Source organism: Limosilactobacillus balticus (genome assembly GCF_014145615.1).
GTDB classification, from domain to species: Bacteria; Bacillota; Bacilli; order Lactobacillales; family Lactobacillaceae; genus Limosilactobacillus; species Limosilactobacillus balticus.
Genome location: NZ_JACIVH010000076.1, coordinates 52708 through 70625, shown reverse-complemented (window position 1 = coordinate 70625; position 17918 = coordinate 52708). Strand labels below are relative to the sequence as shown.

Sequence of the window (17918 nt, the reverse complement as noted above, 5' to 3'; positions counted from 1 at the left end):
GAAAAAACAAGTTGAGGTGACATAATGACACGAATTGCAGTGTATCTTACAGGCAGTATCGCTGCTTACAAAGGGATTGAAGTAGTACGTGGGCTGCAAAAAATGGGGCATGAGGTTCGCGTAGGAATGACTGAAGCAGCTACTAAGTTAGTCACTCCTACTACTCCCTTTGCCTTGACGAAAGTACCTGTTCTTACTGACCTATGGGACGAGCATTCAACGCCTATTCCTCATATTGAGTTAGCTGACTGGTCAGAACTGGCAGTTGTGGTACCAGCATCAGCAGATATAATTGCTAAAATGGCAACGGGGCTGGCTGATGATGCTGTTTCTACTACTTTATTAGCTACTGGTGCCCCTAAAATTGTAGTTCCGGCAATGAATAGTCATATGTGGTTGGCACCGGCAACTCAACGAAACATTACTCAGCTTGAACAAGACGGGGTTAATATTATGCCACCAGTTAACGGCAGATTAGCTGAAGGATATGCTGGGCGTGGGCGTTTGCCAGAACCAACAGCGATTTGCCAATATATAGAAGACTTTTTAGCTAGCAGTCAAGCTTTAAAGGGCCAACATGTGATTGTTACTGCTGGTGGAACACGTGAAAATATTGACCCAGTTCGTTTTATTGGTAACCGATCTTCTGGTAAAATGGGGATTGCACTTGCCAACGCCGCGGTTCATGCAGGCGCTAAGGTAACCTTGATTGCTGGTCAAGTCACCGTTCCACTTCCACAATCACCAGCGATTGAAGTTGTACGAGTAACCACAACTGAAGATTTATATACCAGTTTAAAAGAACGCTTTTCGCAAGCAAATGTTTTGTTCATGGCAGCTGCGGTTGCTGACTATCGACCAGTTGAGATAGTTGGTCATAAGATTAAGAAAAAAGATAGTGACCCACATCTTACCATTGCGCTTACTGAAACTATTGATATTTTAAAGAATATTGCAAAGATTAAGCAAAACGGTCAATATATTGTTGGATTTGCGGCAGAGACAAATGACCTCTTAGAAAATGCCAACCGCAAACTTGCTAGTAAAAATGCGGATATGATCATTGCAAACAGTGTGGCAGGAGCTACGGGGGCATTTGGTAGTGACCAGAATCAAGTGACAATCTTACAAAAAGATCAAACGCCAATTAAATTAGCTCGGCAATCTAAAACTAAAATTGCAAACGAGATTATTGAGCTAGTTAGCGCAAAATTAAAGTCAGGTGATTAAATGCCAGAGTTGGCACAGGTAGTTGTTGATGTTCCAACAATGCAAACAAATCAACCATATACTTATCAGATTCCGCCAAAGCTTGAAAAACAAATTCAGGTTGGGGTAAGGGTGATTGTACCTTTTGGAAAAGGAAAGCGGACTGTTCAAGGTTTCGTTGTTGCCTTTGACAAAGCGTCCCAGTATGAGGGAGAACTCAAACCAATTCAAGCAGTAATGGATCTTCAACCAGTAATTAATTCCGAATTAATGAATCTTAGCAAGTGGTTAGCTGATACCACTTATTCTTTTTGGATTTCTTGCTTATATACGATGTTGCCTAACTTATTAAAGGCTAAAACCACCAGAATTATTCGAATTGTGGATGAAGTAGATGAGCATATTGCTTTTGATATTTTTCATGGTCGAGACGAATTAGAGATGGCGGAGGTACAAGATAAACCTGCAATCTTAAGTGAATTGTTCAAACTGCAAAAGGAAGGAAAGATAACGATTGAATACCAAGTGGAGGATCGGGCCAAAGCTAAAACTGTAACTGGTATTCGTGCCTTACTTAATTTTGAACAACTAGAAGATGAGCGCGCATCCCTTCATGCCAATGCTCATGCTCAAAACCGTCTTCTTTCATATTTACAATCAATTGGCAGTCAAGTTGTTAAGCAAAAGGATGCTGAACATAAAACTGGTTTAAAAGCAGCCACCTTCAATCAGGGACAACAGAAGGGATGGCTAGAAAAAACACCTGTTGAAGTATATCGACAACCCTTAGCTATGCAGGGCCCTCCTGATGATGCTCATTTAGCAGCCCCCCTGCAGCTCAATGCTGATCAACAAAATGCTGTTAATCAGATTAATCAAGCAATCGACAACCATGACCCTAAAGTTTTTCTCTTGCAAGGAGTTACGGGGAGTGGCAAGACAGAAGTATACCTGCAGTCGATTGCTAATGCTCTTCACCAGGGAAAGACAGCATTAATGCTTGTGCCTGAGATTTCATTAACGCCTCAGATTGTTAACCGTGTTCGGCGACGATTTGGCTCCAAGGTTGCCGTTTTACATAGTAGCTTATCGAATGGGGAACGATATGATGAATGGCGACGGATAGAACGTGGAGAAGCGCAAGTAGTTGTTGGCGCCCGTTCAGCAATCTTTGCTCCGTTGACTAATTTAGGGTTAATCATTCTTGATGAAGAACATGAATCTAGTTATAAACAAGATGAATCACCCCGTTATCAAGCGCGGGAAGTAGCTAAATGGCGGGGAAAATATAATCAAGCACCGGTAGTCCTCGGATCAGCTACTCCTAGTCTGGAGAGTCGTGCACGAGCAGTGAAAAACGTTTATCACTTGTTGCGTCTTCCCCACCGGGTAAACAAACAGGAACTGCCGCCAATTGAAGTGGTTGATATGCGGGACGAAATTAAAAAGTACGGGGAGAGTAACTTTTCCCAGAAACTATTAACCGAATTAAACGACCGCCTACAAAAGAACGAACAAAGTATTTTAATGCTAAATCGACGGGGATTTTCATCATTTATGATGTGCCGTGATTGTGGAAATGTTTTAAAATGTCCTAATTGTGATATTTCCTTGACGCTCCACATGGATACGCGGACGATGAAATGTCACTATTGTGGTCATGAAGAACCAATCCCCCGTGAATGTCCGAATTGCCATAGCCATCAGATTCGCTATTATGGAACTGGAACGGAGAAAGTTGAACAGGAATTACATCAGTTATTGCCCCAGGCCCGAATCATTCGTATGGACGTTGATACAACCCGACGGAAGGGAATGCATGCAAAGCTATTACGACAGTTTGGTCAACACCAAGCGGATATCTTATTGGGGACCCAGATGATCGCAAAGGGGCTTGATTTTCCAAATGTTACCTTAGTAGGAGTGTTAAATGCTGATACTGGGCTGGGCTTACCAGATTTTCGTGCTAGTGAACGGACCTTTGATTTGCTAAGTCAAGTTAGCGGTCGGGCTGGTCGGGCAAATAAGCAGGGAAAAGTTATTATCCAGACATATAACCCTGACCATTATGCTATTCAAGATGCAAAAACACATGATTATGAAAAATTCTTTGACCAAGAAATGATGTTGCGAAGGCAAGCCAGTTATCCGCCATACTATTACACGGTTCGTTTGATGGCTAGCCACCCTGAAGAAGCCAAAGCAGCCCGGGCAATGGCAGATATCTATGGTCGCCTAAAACAGGGGTTATTATCTTCAACAGTCATTCTTGGCCCCACTCCCCGCGCAATTGCCCGGATGAAGCGGCGTTACTATTACCAAATTGTAATCAAATATAAAAAGGATCCGTACTTACATCAGTTGTTGTTTGATATTCTCCAAGATACGCAAAGCCGCGGTTTTAAGGATGTCCAAGTCAGTATTGATCCTGATCCACAGTATTTTATGTAAAAGAAAGGATGTTATTAATGTCAACATCAGTCGTTTTTATGGGAACACCAGAGTTTGCTGTTCCGATTTTACAAAGTTTAATTGATAATCCAGAATACGATGTTCAAGCAGTTCTTACCCAGCCGGACCACCATATCGGCCGAAAGCGTACTCTTCATAAATCGCCAGTTAAAGAGTTAGCTGAACAATACAACATTGAAGTCTTACAACCAGCTAAACTCAGCAAAAGTCCTGAAATGGAGAAAATTATTAGTTTACAGCCTGACTTAATGATTACTGCTGCCTATGGGCAATTCCTTCCAACAAAGTTATTGGCAGCTGCTAAGATTGCAGCAATCAATGTCCACGGTTCATTACTGCCAAAGTATCGTGGAGGGGCTCCAATTCAATATTCCATTATTAATGGTGACAAAGAAACCGGCGTCTCCATTATGTACATGGTTAAGAAGATGGATGCGGGAGATATTATTTCACAAAGGTCTATTCCGATTGAAGATACTGATGATAGTGGCACTATGTTTAAAAAGCTTAGTTTGTTAGGAAGAGACTTACTTTCAGAAACGTTGCCTAAGCTTATTAGCGGGGATGTTAATCCAGTTGCTCAAGATCCTGATAAAGTAGTCTTTTCTCCCAATATTACTAGTGAACAAGAACAGATTGATTTCCACCTTCCAGCACGTTTAATTGATGCTAAGGTGCGAGGATTGCGGCCAGCTCCTCTTGGTAACATGATTATTGATGGATTACGGACAAAAATTTATGATGTGACCCCATTAGAAGAAAAAACAGCCCTTGAACCAGGAAAAGTGGTACGGGTTACAAAGCATCAATTAGTAATTGCTGCTGGAGATGGAACAACATACCAGATTAATAAGTTAAAGCCGGCAGGGAAAAAGGCAATGGATATTACTTCTTACCTTAATGGACATAAAAATATTACAGAGGGAGGCCAAGTTGTAAGTGAAGACTAAATTTCAACCGCAAAATGCACGTGAATTAGCTTTAGTGGCGCTTGAAGGGGTTGTCGAAAATGGTGCATACTCAAACTTGCAGGTTGACCAGTTATTAAAAAAGTACCCGTTGGCAGATAAAGATCGCCGTTTGGCAACTAATATTATTTATGGTGTTTTGCAGCATAAACTTACCCTTGAGTATTGGTTAAATTCGTTTGTGCAGGGGAAACGGCTTGATCCTTGGGTAAAGACACTTCTCCTATCTGCACTTTACCAGTATCATTATTTAGAACGAGTTCCAGATTGGGCTGTAACTGACGAAAGCATTGAAATAGCTAAACGCCGGGGAAATCCAGGTATTCGAAAGTTTGTTACTGGTGTTTTACATGCCGTTTTGCGGAAAGGATTACCTGACTTGCATCAAATAAATGAACGTGATTTACGGCTGAGTATCGAAAACAGTGTGCCGCGGTGGCTGGTCAATGAGCTAACTGCCGAATATGGTGAAGGAGATACTGAAAAAATACTTCAATCAATTAATGAGCCGGCTCATCAGGTAATTAGAGTTAACACCGTCAAAACTGACCTTCAGACCGTCAAACAAACTTTGGATGCTGCTGGAATTGAATATCAAGAAAGCCGTGTTGCTCAAAATGCTTTAGTAATTACTAAAGGTGAAATTATCAGTTCCGATCTCTTCAAAAATGGCGAAATTACTATTCAAGACGAAAGTGCCATGTTAGCCGTGGAAAGTATGCATGTTGAGCCGGGAGATAAAGTACTTGACGCTTGTGCAGCTCCGGGTGGAAAGACTGTTCAAATAGCAGAAACCCTCACTAATGAAGACGGCCATGTTGATGCACTTGATATTCACCAACATAAGGTTAAATTGATTGAAAAAAATGCCCGTCGACTAGGAGTTGAAAAGCGCGTTACTGCTCATGCCCTTGATGCACGGGAAGTTGATCAACTTTTTGATGATGAAAGTTTTGACAAGGTTTTAGTTGACGCACCTTGTAGTGGGATCGGGCTTTTACGCCGGAAACCAGAGATTCGTTATACAAAGACGCTAAGTGGTAGCAAACAATTACATAAGATTCAATTAGCAATTTTAAATGCGGTTGCCGCGAAAGTTAAAAAAGGCGGTATAATCACATACAGCACGTGCACAATTTTACGACAAGAAAATGATGATACTGTTCAAGCATTTCTAGCTGAACATCCAGAATTTGCGTTAGTAAAAACAAAAACTGCACGAAAAGTTAAGGATAGTCGTCACTCACCAACCTTAACTATTTTACCGAGTGACTTTGATTCTGATGGCTTCTTCATCAGTAGCCTTAAGAAGGGAATATAGTAAATTAATGAAAGTTGCTTATCAAACAGATATCGGCCACCAACGAAAGCAAAACCAAGACCGAGTTGCTGTGTTTGCTAATAAACTAGGTAATCAATTAATGGTGATTGCTGATGGAATTGGTGGCAATCGTAGTGGAGATATCGCTGCAGAGCAAACCGTTGCCACTTTGGGGAGCCAGTTTAAAAAACGGCCCCCGCAAACTTCGATGGAAGGAATCCGCTGGTTTACTCGTGAAACTCAATTAATCAATAATAAAATCTTAGCGCAATCCCAACGTAACCTTCGTTTGCAGGGGATGGGAACAACAATGGTCGCTGCTATTACATTTAAAGATGCAGTCGTGGTTGCTAATATTGGCGATAGTCGAGGATATATCCTTCATCAAAACCTGTTAACGCAGATTACAGTAGACCATTCATTAGTTAATGAATTGGTCAAAACCGGAGATATATCAGAAGATGAAGCACTGAAGTTACCCCAGAGCAATATAATTACAAGAGCAATTGGAATCTCACCGGATGCACAAGTTGATGTAAATCGCTTTGAATTAAATGAGGGTGATCAACTGTTAATGTGTTCTGATGGCTTGTTTAAGACTGTTTCTAAGGAGCGGATCATCAAGGTGCTTGAATTGCAGATTCCGCTAGAAGAGAAATGTGCTCAACTTATAAAAATGGCAAATGATGCAGGCGGACCAGATAATATTACCGTTTTAATTGGGATTAATAGTAACCAGGAGGGATAGAAAATGAATCCTGGATATGAAATTGGTCACCGATATCGGATAATTCGGTCACTTGGTGAAGGTGGAATGGCCAATGTTTACTTGGCACATGATATAGTTCTTGATCGGGACGTTTCTGTTAAACTCTTGCGTCTTGACTTGCGGGACGATCCAAATACTAAACGACGATTTCATCGGGAAGCAATGGCCGCGACGCAGTTAAATGATCCTCACATTGTTGGTATTTATGATGTTGGCGAGGATCATGGTCTGCAATATATGGTAATGCAATATGTAAAGGGAACAGACCTTAAAGCATATATAAAAAAGCACTATCCAATTCCACTTCCACAAGTTATTGATATTATGGAACAGGTGCTTTCGGCAGTTGCGACCGCCCATGCTCATGGGATTATCCATCGGGACTTAAAACCACAAAATATCTTAATTGATGAAAATAAAAATGTTAAAATTACTGATTTTGGAATTGCAGTTGCTGTATCGCAAGACTCATTAACGCAAACTAATACCTTGATGGGTTCAGTCCACTACCTATCTCCAGAACAAGCGCGAGGAAGCATTGCTACTAAGCAATCGGACATCTATTCACTAGGAATTATCTTGTTTGAACTTTTAACAGGAAAGGTTCCATTTGAAGGAGAAACAGCTGTCTCAATTGCATTAAAGCATTTCCGTGAAGAAATTCCTTCTGTCCGTAAACAGAATAAAGAAATTCCTCAAGCACTCGAAAACGTAATAATTAAAGCGACGGCAAAGGAACCAGCCGAGCGGTATAATTCAGTTAATGAAATGGCGGCTGATTTAAAAACTGTCCTTGATCCACAAAGAGCTAATGAGCCGCGGTTAAAGATCCAACAAGATGATAATGGAGAAACTAAGGTGTTAGATATTAAACACTTAAAAGCTGATGATTACCAATCAAAGAAGTCAACTGATTCGCAAACCGTTGAGTCATCAGCCAAACCGCAAAAGTGGAAAAAATATGGGATTATTAGCGGTACGCTTGGTATAATTACACTGATTGCAGTCTGTAGCTGGTGGTTCTTGATCCGTCAAGTAATCATCCCTGATGTAGAAGGAATGACGGTACTAAAGGCAGAACAACGATTGCACCAGCAAAATTTGCGGATCGGTAAGATTACTCGGGTAAATAGTCAGGCAGTGGATAAAAATCGAATTGTTTCAACCAATCCTGACGTCAGCCATAAGATCCGTGTTAGTACTCCCGTCAATTTAATGGTTAGTACAGGAGTTAAGCAATTGCAAATGGCTGATTACGTTGGTGAAGACTACTCTTCAGTAGCGGCCAACCTTCGTCGCAAGGGATTTCAAGTTCATCAAGAACAAGTGTATTCGGATGATATCGATAAGGGACAGATTATCAGGCAAAACCACAAAAAAGGTACGATTGTTAAGCCTGCTACTAACACAATTATTTTTCGGGTAAGTGCAGGGAAAGAACCAATCAAGATTCCAAACTTTAAGAATCAGGATATTAGTGCTGTTCAACAGTTTGCAAATAAAAATAATTTACAATTGACAACTCAAGAGAAAAAATCAAAAATAATTGCGACTAACCATGTGATTAATCAGACGCCACGAGCTGGTTCGACATTAAATCATGGTGATACGTTAACGGTTTCCATTGCTAATTCTGGTAACCAAACGAAGACGACAAATATTCAGATTAACATTCCATTTGATGGAAATGGTGGACAACGTGAAAACCGGGTGCAGGTATATATTAGAGATGCTAACCATAATTTAACGATGGAGTATCAAGATATTACAATTAACCAAGAGACAACAATTAATGTACCGTTTACCCTTAAACAAGGACAAACAGGTGCATATCGCGTTGTTCGCAATGGCCGAACGATTATGAGTGCAACAAATATTACTGGATAATGGAGGTGCAGTTTGAAAACAGGAATAATCCAACAATCATTAAGTGGCTTTTATGATGTAATTGCAGATGAAAAGATTTATCGGACAAGAGCACGGGGAAACTTCCGTCAACGAAAGATTAAGCCAGTAGTTGGCGACCACGTTGAATTTAGCGCTGAAAATCAGCAGGAAGGGTATTTATTAAAAATCTTACCCCGCCGCAATCAGTTGGTGCGGCCACCTGTTGCTAATGTTGATATGGCAGTTGTCGTAACCTCAGCTAAAGAACCAGCATTTTCCGCTAACCTTTTAGATCGGCAATTGATTGCTTTAGAAGCACAGGATGTTACTCCTTTAATTTATTTCTCAAAGACTGACTTACTGACAGACGAGGAATACCAACACCTTCTGCCGACAATTGAAGGCTATCGTAAAATTGGCTACCAGGTTTATGCGGCTCGTGAGCCTTTCAATCCTGATCAATTAGCAAATTTGATGGAAGAATTAAAGGGAAATATTGTAACAATGATGGGTCAGACAGGAGCAGGGAAGTCAACTTTGCTTAACCATATGGCCCCCCAATTAAAATTAGCGACGGGCGAAATTTCCCAAGCACTTCAACGAGGACGGCATACAACGCGAAAAGTAAGCTTACTAGATGTTAACGGCGCTCTGATAGCCGACACCCCTGGCTTTTCATCGTATGAAACATTTGATATGACAGTGAATGATTTGCCGCATTTGTTCCCTGAAATGGCTAAGATTTCAGCCACTTGTAAGTTTCGGGGGTGCCTTCACATAAAAGAGCCACAATGTGCTGTGAAGGAAGCAGTAAACAATGGTATAATCATGAAGAGTCGGTATGATGATTATCTTCAGTTCCATGAATTGATTGCTAATCAAAAACCAAATTATAAGAAATGAGGGAATTAGGATGATTAAAGTTGCACCATCGATTTTAAGTGCAGATTATGTAAATTTACAAAAGGATATTGAAAAGGTAGAAAAGGCCGGTGCACCATACTTACATATTGATGTTATGGATGGTACCTTTGTTCCAAGTATTTCTTACGGACCAGGTTTTGTTAAGGCTATTCGGCCAATTACCAACATGGTATTAGATGTGCACTTGATGGTTGAAAGTCCAGAACACATTTTGCCAATGTTCATTGATGCTGGCGCTGATATTATTGGTGTTCAAGTAGAAGCTACTCAACACATTCATCGTGCTCTTCAAATTATTAAAAACGGTGGAGTAAAAGCCGAAGTTGTTATTAACCCAGGTACACCAGTTGCAATGATTGAACCGGTATTACATATGGTTGATCAAGTCTTAGTAATGACTGTTAACCCTGGTTTTGGTGGTCAAAAATTCTTACCAGAAACTGTTGACAAGATTGCCCAATTAAACGCAATTAAGGAAGAAAAAGGCTACAATTTCGATATTGAAGTAGACGGTGGAGTTAATGACAAGACCGTTGTAGATTGCTACAAAGCTGGTGCTACGGTAGCAGTTGCGGGTTCATATGTCTTTAACGCTGAAGATCCTGCTGAACGAATCGAGGCTCTTGAAGAAGCTACTAAGTAATTAGGCACATTAAGTAAAAAACGAAAATGGATCTTCTAGTTCGGATTTGTCTGAATATTGAAGGTCTATTTTTTTAGGAGTGAAAAATGAGAGTAAATGTACTAGTTGGCGGTCCGCTTGAAATGGTTCCAACCGAGTTGATCTTGCAACGTAAAGATGAAAAATGGATTGGGGTCGACCGGGGTGCTTTAAGATTATTAAAGTGGGGCATTAAGCCTGTCTTGACAATTGGGGACTTTGATTCTATTACTGGGGAAGAATTGCAAGGGTTAGAAGATAAAATTACTCGGATAGAAACTTATCCTCCTGAAAAAGATTATACTGATACGCAATTAGGAGTGAAATTTGCAATTCAAGAACAGGCTGATGAAATTGAAATTTTTGGCGCAACAGGAGGACGCTTAGACCATTTATTAGCTAACCTCTTTCTTCCACTGCAGAGTGAATTTAAGCCATATTTAACCCGGATTAAGATTATTGATTGTCAAAATGTCGTCACTTATTACTTGCCAGGGGATTACACGATTTCTCGTCTCCCACATAAAAAATACCTGGCCTTTGTTAATCTTACTCCTGTTCGAGGCCTTACATTGGAAGATGAAAAGTATCCATTACAAAATTGGAATAGTCAAATTCCGTTTTCCTGGACAAGTAATGAATTTACGGCTGATGAAAATCATTTTTCATTTGAAAGTGGAATTGTTTCTGTAATTCAGTGTAATGACCGATTGAAATAGGATTTTGCTATAAAAATACCCTGTCAAGGAAAATTACTTGAAAGAAAACTATTGCATTGTCGCGATGCCTATGGTAGATTAATTAGGTGAGTTACATCGCAGTTTTGCGTAAACGAAAAAATTATGAAGCAAAGAGGAGGGTATCACCAATGGCTAAAGATTTTATCAACGGTAAACGGACGCAATTTGGTAACAAGCGTTCTCACGCCCTTAACTCAAGTCGGCGTAGCTGGAAGCCTAACTTGCAAAAGGTAACCATTTTGGTTAATGGTAAGCCTAAGAAGGTATACGTTTCAGCACGTACACTGAAGTCAGGTAAAGTGACTCGGGTTTAATTAAAATGATGCCGTCCATCTTGGGCGGCTTATTTTTTACGTTAATTGATTAACCCCATTGATCGATTGCAAAAATATCCATCAGTTACTTTTTTAGTGAAATATGCTATGGTATGATGGTATTGATTTAATTGTGAATTTTAGTATCATAGGATTCTAAAATCAATTGGTAATTTTATAAGGAGGCCATGACGATGGCAGTAAAAATCAAAACTAAGTCAGGTACAATTGACATTGATAACGATGTGATTTCATCAGTTGTTGGTGGGGCTGCTACTGATAACTACGGTGTTGTTGGAATGGCAAGCCGAAACCCCCTCCGTGATGGGGTTAACCAAATTCTTCGTCGTGAAAATTTTGCGCGCGGCGTTGTTGTTCGGCAGCAAGATAATGGTGTAGCTGTTGATGTTAATATTATTGTAGGCTATGGCACAAAGATCTCAGAAGTATCAAAGAGTGTCCAAGCAAAGGTAAAGTATAATCTTGAAACAATGCTCGGTATTACGGCAAATTCAGTTAATGTATGTGTCCAAGGTGTACGGACACTAGAAGATTAAGCGAGCATTGGGGAGGAATTTCGAATTGGCTGTAACAAAAATTACAAACCTTGAATTCGGTAAAATGGTCCAGGCGGCCGCCGATAAACTTGGTAAGAACGCTGAATTTATTAATTCATTAAATGTTTTTCCAGTTCCAGATGGAGACACCGGGACAAACATGACTTCTTCAATGGCAAGCGGTGCCAAGTACGAACGTAACGAAACCAGTAAGAAGGTTGGCGACTTGAGTGCAGCATTGGCAAAAGGCCTTTTGATGGGAGCACGAGGAAACTCTGGAGTTATTTTATCGCAGATCTTCCGTGGCTTTGCAAAGGCAACAGAAGGCATGGATGTTTTATCGGCTGCTGACTTTGTTAATGCTTATGCTAATGGTGCGAAGACAGCTTATAAGGCTGTGATGAAGCCTACAGAAGGTACCATTTTAACGGTTGTTCGTGAATCTGCTCAAGAAGGTCTTAATAAGATTAAAGAAACTGATGATCTTGTTGAGATTATGCACGCTATTTATGAAGCAGGTGAAGAAGCACTTAAAAAGACACCAGATTTATTACCAGTCTTAAAAGAGGTTGGGGTTGTGGATTCAGGTGGTCAAGGACTCGTCTTTGTACTTCAAGCTTTTGACGAAGCTTTGAGTGGTCGCATAGATAAAAGTGATGATTATAAGCCTGATAATGCTGAAATTGATGAGATGGTTCACGCCATGGATCACCAAAGCGTTCAAGGAAAGCTTAATCCTGAAGATATCAAGTATACTTACTGTACTCAAATGTTGGTACGCCTTGGTAAGGGTAAGCAAGTGACCCAAAAGTTTGACTATGATACGTTCTATAATTATCTAGCGGACTTAGGTGATAGTTTACTTGTTCTAAATGATGATCAAGTTGTGCGGGTTCATGTTCACACTGAACACCCTGGTAAAGTATTAACTTGGGGTCAGCAATTCGGTGATTTACAGACAATTGAAATTCATAACATGGTTTGGCAACAAGAAGAAATCATGGAAAAGGATGAAGAAGACACTGACAGTGAGTCGCCAATTGAGAAGGCAAAAGCAGCTGCAGAAGCTAAAAAGGACCTCCAGACAGCTGTTATTGCTGTAGCTTCAGGAGAAGGAATTGCAAAATTATTAAAGAGTTTGGGTGTTACCCACATCATTACGGGTGGTCAAACAATGAACCCAAGTACTCAAGATATCCTCGATGCCATTAACAATAGTGGTGCTAAGCAAGCTCTTGTTTTGCCAAATAACGGCAACATCTTTATGACTGCTGATCAAGCTGCCGAGGTTGCTGACATTCCAACAAAGGTTGTTCACAGCAAGACGATTGCTCAAGCGATGAGTGCTTTGCTTGAATATAATCCAGAAGCATCTTTAGATGAAAATCAAGCGAATATGGAAGCTAATACAGGGATGGTTGCGAGTGGAGCGGTTACTAATGCTGTTCGGGATACAACAATTGACGGTCGTGAAATCAAGAAAGATGATTACATGGGAATTGTTGATGGTAAAATCGTCACCACTGATCCGGAGCTTAAAGAAGCCGCTATTAAGATGGTTAAAGCCATGCTTGATGAGGATAGTGAAATTGTAACAATCCTATATGGAGCTGGTGGTGATCAAAAAACTGCTGAAGAGATTAAAGCAGCAGTTGAAGAAGTAGATGATGAATTAGATATTCAGATTTACGATGGTGGCCAACCAGTTTATCCATACCTGATTTCGGTTGAATAGAGTTACATTAAATTAATTTCTATAGGGGTGGGTTAATAAAGGATTACTTTTATTCCCACTCCTATTTTGATTACTGGTTGTGTTAAAAAGAGGTGAAAGATGTGCGGAGTTTAACGGATTCAGTCGCCAATTTAAAAGGGGTTGGTCCTAAGCGAGTAGCAGATCTAGCCACACTTGGAATAGATACTGTTGAAGATTTATTGACATATTATCCCACCCGTTATAACGATTTCACGCCTACAGATATTGAAAGTGCCAAGGATAAACAGAAAATTACTCTTCAAGGAGTAGTGGTGTCGGAACCACTCTTGGTCCGCTATGGCTATCGGCGCAACCGGCTTACTTTTCGAATGCAGGTAGGTAATGAGGTAGTAGTCGCGACCTTTTTTAATCAGCCCTATATCAAAAAACAAATTGAATTAAATCAACAAGTAACTGTAATGGGCAAGTGGGATGCACCCCGCTGTCAAGTAACGGGAAATAAGCTTCTTAAGGAAAAGGCTGATGATCGCAATGAATATGGTGCTGTCTATGCAGTAAATAAGCATATTCGCCAAAATGTCCTCCAAAGCTTTATTCGTCAAGCCTATGAGGAATATGCTAATATCATTCCAACGTATTTACCGGAGACGATTCGTCAACGATACCGGTTAATGGATCGCCGACAAATGATTAGGGAGATTCACTTTCCACAAACTCAAGCAACTGCAAAAGCCGCTCGCCGAACAGCAGCTTACGAAGAATTTTTCCTGCTTCAGTTACGATTGCAGGCAATTCGTCGTGCGCACCGTCAAGAAGATGGAGATCGGATCTTATATCATAATGATGAGCTGAAAGAATTTATTGGCGGACTCCCATTTGAACTAACTGATGCTCAAAAACGGGTTGTCAATGAAATTTGCCGTGATATGCGTCAACCATACCAAATGAATCGATTGTTGCAGGGAGATGTTGGTTCTGGAAAGACAATTGTGGCGGCCATTGCTGTTTATGCAGCTATTACTGCGGGCTATCAAGCAACTTTAATGGCGCCGACAGAAATTCTGGCAGGACAACATGCCGAGAAATTAGCAAAAATTTTTGAAGGAACACATGTCCAAGTTGCTCTCCTTACTGGTTCATTGACTGCTAAGCAACATCGAGAATTACTGACGGCGATGAAGCGGGGAGATGTCAATCTCATTGTTGGAACCCACGCGCTAATTCAAGATGGTGTCGAGTATGCTAATCTTGGTCTAGTAATTACCGATGAACAACACCGTTTTGGGGTCAACCAACGTCAACAACTTCGTGAAAAAGGCGAACATCCTGATGTATTAGCCATGACAGCAACCCCAATTCCTCGGACACTAGCGATCACTAATTATGGTGAAATGGATGTTTCGATAATTGACCAACTGCCAGCTGGTCGAAAACCAATTCAAACAAAATGGTTGCAGTCTAACCAACATGCTGCAGCAATCCATTTTTTGCGTGAACAATTAAAACAGGGGGCACAGGCATATGTTGTGAGTCCTCTGATTGAAGAATCCGCAGCTTTAGATGTACAAAACGCGACAGATCTTTATAATCAGCTGTCAGCTGATCTTGAACCAACTTATAAAGTAGGATTACTTCACGGACGAATGGGGACGGAAGAAAAAGATGAGGCAATGCGTCAGTTTAAATCTGGTGAGCTTCAAGTTTTAGTTGCAACCACGGTTATTGAAGTTGGGGTTGATAACCCCAATGCAACGGTAATGGTTATATATGATGCTGATCGCTTTGGTCTCGCACAGCTTCATCAATTACGTGGTCGTGTTGGTCGTGGCGATCGGCAGAGCTATTGTTTATTGATTGCGGATCCGAAAACTGATGAAGGAAAAGCCCGGATGAAAACGATGGTTGCTACTGATGATGGATTTAAGATAGCTGAGCAAGACTTGAAACTACGCGGATCTGGAGACGTCTTAGGAAAGAAACAATCGGGGATGCCAGAATTTAAGGTAGGTGATCCGGTTGCTGATTTAAAGATGTTGCAAATTGCCCGTGCCGATGCTGGAAACCTGTTAGGAATGCCCAATTGGGATCAAGTCGATGAAAACCAGCCACTTGTTTTATATTTAAAGCGTCATGAACTGGAGACGCACTTTGATTAATATGAGGAGGAGATTTTATGAAAATTGCTGTTGATGCAATGGGTGGAGATAACGCTCCCCAAGTAATTATTGAAGGGGTGGAAGAGGCCCGAGACCTTTACCCCGACCTAGAATTTGACCTTTATGGAAATCCAGATAAGGTTAAGCCCTTAATAAAAAATAATGAGCGGCTTAATATTGTCGCTACCAGTGAAGAAATTTCAATGGGTGAGGAACCAGTCCGGGCGATCCGGCGAAAAAAAGATTCGTCAATCGTTCGCGCAGCAACAGCAGTTAAAGAAGGCAAAGCTGATGCCTTCTTTTCTGCGGGAAACACCGGAGCAATTTTAGCGGCCGGCCTCTTTATTGTTGGCCGTATTAAAGGAATTGATCGTCCTGGCCTCACTAGTATTTTGCCAATTGCCAAGCCGGGTGCTAGTCGACACAATTTTGTCTACCTTGATACTGGTGCAAATGCGGAAAGTAAAGGGAAAAATTTGGAACAATATGCCTACCTTGGTAAATTCTATGCCGAAAATGTATTGGGAGTTGCTAATCCCCGGATTGCATTATTAAATAATGGTGCGGAAGAAGATAAGGGTGATAAATTGCATAAAGAAGTGTGGCAAATTCTCAATAGCAAAGCTGATCTGAATTTTGTTGGTAACATTGAATCCGGTGACCTTCTTTTTGGTAAAGCAGATGTTGTTGTAAGTGATGGATGGACGGCAAATGCAGCCTTGAAAGCTACTGAAGGAACCGCCAAGATGATGATGACGTTAATTAAAGATGGAATCTTACATGGTGGTCTCCGTGCTAAGTTAGGCTACCTCATGCTAAAGCCAGTTTTCCATCAAATTGGACAAAAAATGAATGCTTCAACTTATGGTGGGGCGGTCTTATTAGGACTTAAGGCACCAGTTGTTAAAACTCATGGATCTTCTGATGCTTTAGCAGTGAAAAATACAATTAGTCAAATTAGAACGATGCTCAAAACGGGTGTGATTGAAAAAACAGTTGAATTTTTCGATAACACCGAAAATCTAGACAATTCTAAGAAAAACGAATAGAATAAGTAGCGAACTAGTAAAGAGAGGTTAATAATAATGGCTGATAATAAGAAAACAGAAATCTTTAATAAGGTTTCAGAGATTGTTGCTGACCATTTTGATGTTGATCGGGCTAAGATTACTGATGATTTGAACTTAAAGACAGATTTGGATGCTGATTCAATTGATTTTGTTGAATTTGTTCTCGAATTAGAGGATACGTTTGGCGAAGAAATTAATGATGAAGATGCTGAAAAGTTAAGTACGATCGGTGAAGTTGTTGATTATATTGCAGAACATACTGCTAACTAATCGAACTGTTTAATTATTAAGGTAGAAAAGTAAGGGGCTGAGAAAAGGCGAAAGTTTTTTCACGGCCTTTAATTTTTTTGAATATTATTAAATTTACCTGCGGAATAGCGGGTTGTTTAGTATAATAGGCCTTAGACATTTTTTATAATTTTAAGTCAAAAACGAAAGGAATTTTTTATGATCGAAGAATTACAAGACTACCTGGCCAAGGAATTTAATATTCATTTTGATAATCCTGCTTTATTAGCAGAAGCTTTTACTCAAGCCTCATATGTAAATGAACATCCTAACCAAGGATTAAAATATTACGAACGGATTGAATTTCTTGGCGATGCTGTGTTGGAACTGATCGTTTCAGAATATATTTATAAACGTTTCCCTGAATTGCCGCAGGGAAAACTTACCCGCTTAAGAGCGGCAATGGTATGCGAGGATAGTTTTTCTAAATTTGCCAAGGAATGCCACTTTGATCAATACATTCGCTTGGGGCATGGTGAGGAAATGGCCGGCGCAAGAGAACGTCCAGGCCTGCTATGTGATATTTTTGAATCATTCATTGGCGCTCTCTATTTAGATCAAGGTCGGCCAGCAGTTGAAAAATTTGTTCAGCGGGTTATCTTTCCTAAGCTTGATATGGGCTGGTTTGATCATGCGGTTGATGCTAAGACTAGTCTTCAAGAATTTCTCCAACGCGACGGTGATATTGCCATTGAATATCATTTAGTAGAGGAAAGCGGAACAGAAAACGACCCTGAATTTAAAGTAAACGTTACTGCTAATGGTGACGTTATCGGTGAAGGAAAGGGTTCATCGAAGAAGCATGCTGAAATGCAAGCAGCACAACAGGCACTTGATAATATGAGAAATAAAAATAAATAGTAAG

Annotated in this window: 16 protein-coding genes; all 16 read left to right on the top strand. The window is 40.5% G+C overall.

What is annotated here, in order from left to right; all coding sequences use genetic code 11:
* Positions 1–24 precede the first annotated feature (24 nt).
* The 16 genes from coaBC to rnc all read left to right on the top strand — a co-directional run bounded on the left by coaBC (position 25) and on the right by rnc (position 17914).
* A complete protein-coding gene (coaBC, locus tag H5S10_RS09800; RefSeq protein WP_182589422.1) occupies positions 25–1230 on the top strand; it encodes a bifunctional phosphopantothenoylcysteine decarboxylase/phosphopantothenate--cysteine ligase CoaBC in 1206 nt (401 codons plus the stop codon).
* The gene (priA, locus tag H5S10_RS09795; RefSeq protein WP_182589421.1) at positions 1231–3660 is read left to right on the top strand and encodes a primosomal protein N'; all 2430 of its coding nucleotides are present in this window, start codon (positions 1231–1233) and stop codon (positions 3658–3660) included.
* 17 nt (positions 3661–3677) lie between these two features.
* Positions 3678–4631, top strand: coding sequence for a methionyl-tRNA formyltransferase (gene fmt / locus H5S10_RS09790; protein WP_182589420.1), 954 nt, complete (start codon positions 3678–3680; stop codon positions 4629–4631).
* Positions 4621–5970, top strand: coding sequence for a 16S rRNA (cytosine(967)-C(5))-methyltransferase RsmB (gene rsmB, locus H5S10_RS09785; protein WP_182589419.1), 1350 nt, complete (start codon positions 4621–4623; stop codon positions 5968–5970). Before fmt ends, rsmB begins: the two co-directional genes overlap by 11 nt.
* 7 nt (positions 5971–5977) lie before the next feature.
* Positions 5978–6718, top strand: coding sequence for a Stp1/IreP family PP2C-type Ser/Thr phosphatase (locus tag H5S10_RS09780; RefSeq protein WP_182589418.1), 741 nt, complete (start codon positions 5978–5980; stop codon positions 6716–6718).
* Between the two features lie 3 nt (positions 6719–6721).
* Complete coding sequence (pknB, locus tag H5S10_RS09775; RefSeq protein ID WP_182587592.1) at positions 6722–8626, top strand: Stk1 family PASTA domain-containing Ser/Thr kinase; 1905 nt, start codon at positions 6722–6724, stop codon at positions 8624–8626.
* 12 nt (positions 8627–8638) lie between these two features.
* Positions 8639–9529, top strand: coding sequence for a ribosome small subunit-dependent GTPase A (gene rsgA, locus H5S10_RS09770; RefSeq protein WP_182587590.1), 891 nt, complete (start codon positions 8639–8641; stop codon positions 9527–9529).
* A 10-nt stretch (positions 9530–9539) separates the two neighbouring features.
* Positions 9540–10193, top strand: coding sequence for a ribulose-phosphate 3-epimerase (rpe, locus tag H5S10_RS09765; protein ID WP_182589417.1), 654 nt, complete (start codon positions 9540–9542; stop codon positions 10191–10193).
* A gap of 86 nt (positions 10194–10279) precedes the next feature.
* Positions 10280–10930 carry a thiamine diphosphokinase gene (locus tag H5S10_RS09760; RefSeq protein ID WP_182589416.1) on the top strand — a complete coding sequence of 217 codons (651 nt, stop codon included), beginning with the start codon at positions 10280–10282 and terminating at the stop codon, positions 10928–10930.
* Positions 10931–11079: 149 nt separating this feature from the next.
* Positions 11080–11265 carry a 50S ribosomal protein L28 gene (gene rpmB, locus H5S10_RS09755; RefSeq protein WP_003663833.1) on the top strand — a complete coding sequence of 62 codons (186 nt, stop codon included), beginning with the start codon at positions 11080–11082 and terminating at the stop codon, positions 11263–11265.
* Positions 11266–11459: 194 nt separating this feature from the next.
* The gene (locus tag H5S10_RS09750) at positions 11460–11822 is read left to right on the top strand and encodes an Asp23/Gls24 family envelope stress response protein (RefSeq protein ID WP_003663831.1); all 363 of its coding nucleotides are present in this window, start codon (positions 11460–11462) and stop codon (positions 11820–11822) included.
* 25 nt (positions 11823–11847) lie between these two features.
* Complete coding sequence (locus tag H5S10_RS09745) at positions 11848–13557, top strand: DAK2 domain-containing protein (RefSeq protein WP_182589415.1); 1710 nt, start codon at positions 11848–11850, stop codon at positions 13555–13557.
* 101 nt (positions 13558–13658) lie between these two features.
* Positions 13659–15695 carry an ATP-dependent DNA helicase RecG gene (gene recG / locus H5S10_RS09740; RefSeq protein WP_182589414.1) on the top strand — a complete coding sequence of 679 codons (2037 nt, stop codon included), beginning with the start codon at positions 13659–13661 and terminating at the stop codon, positions 15693–15695.
* Between the two features lie 17 nt (positions 15696–15712).
* Positions 15713–16744, top strand: a complete 1032-nt coding sequence (plsX, locus tag H5S10_RS09735) for a phosphate acyltransferase PlsX (RefSeq protein WP_182589413.1) — start codon at positions 15713–15715, stop codon at positions 16742–16744.
* Positions 16745–16780: 36 nt separating this feature from the next.
* On the top strand, positions 16781–17035 hold the full coding sequence (acpP, locus tag H5S10_RS09730) for an acyl carrier protein (protein ID WP_003663823.1): 255 nt from the start codon (positions 16781–16783) through the stop codon (positions 17033–17035).
* Positions 17036–17212: 177 nt separating this feature from the next.
* Positions 17213–17914 (top strand): ribonuclease III, encoded by a 702-nt coding sequence (gene rnc / locus H5S10_RS09725; protein ID WP_003663822.1) that lies wholly within the window; start codon positions 17213–17215, stop codon positions 17912–17914.
* Positions 17915–17918: the final 4 nt, after the last annotated feature.

Excerpts from the sequence above, each read along its gene's own strand:
- H5S10_RS09780 (WP_182589418.1), top strand. The coding sequence starts at position 5,978 with ATGAAAGTTGCTTATCAAACAGATATCGGCCACCAACGAAAGCAAAAC.
- rpe (WP_182589417.1), top strand. The coding sequence starts at position 9,540 with ATGATTAAAGTTGCACCATCGATTTTAAGTGCAGATTATGTAAATTTA.
- acpP (WP_003663823.1), top strand. The coding sequence starts at position 16,781 with ATGGCTGATAATAAGAAAACAGAAATCTTTAATAAGGTTTCAGAGATT.
- plsX (WP_182589413.1), top strand. The coding sequence starts at position 15,713 with ATGAAAATTGCTGTTGATGCAATGGGTGGAGATAACGCTCCCCAAGTA.
- rnc (WP_003663822.1), top strand. The coding sequence starts at position 17,213 with ATGATCGAAGAATTACAAGACTACCTGGCCAAGGAATTTAATATTCAT.
- priA (WP_182589421.1), top strand. The coding sequence starts at position 1,231 with ATGCCAGAGTTGGCACAGGTAGTTGTTGATGTTCCAACAATGCAAACA.
- fmt (WP_182589420.1), top strand. The coding sequence starts at position 3,678 with ATGTCAACATCAGTCGTTTTTATGGGAACACCAGAGTTTGCTGTTCCG.
- rpmB (WP_003663833.1), top strand. The coding sequence starts at position 11,080 with ATGGCTAAAGATTTTATCAACGGTAAACGGACGCAATTTGGTAACAAG.
- H5S10_RS09760 (WP_182589416.1), top strand. The coding sequence starts at position 10,280 with ATGAGAGTAAATGTACTAGTTGGCGGTCCGCTTGAAATGGTTCCAACC.
- H5S10_RS09750 (WP_003663831.1), top strand. The coding sequence starts at position 11,460 with ATGGCAGTAAAAATCAAAACTAAGTCAGGTACAATTGACATTGATAAC.
- coaBC (WP_182589422.1), top strand. The coding sequence starts at position 25 with ATGACACGAATTGCAGTGTATCTTACAGGCAGTATCGCTGCTTACAAA.
- pknB (WP_182587592.1), top strand. The coding sequence starts at position 6,722 with ATGAATCCTGGATATGAAATTGGTCACCGATATCGGATAATTCGGTCA.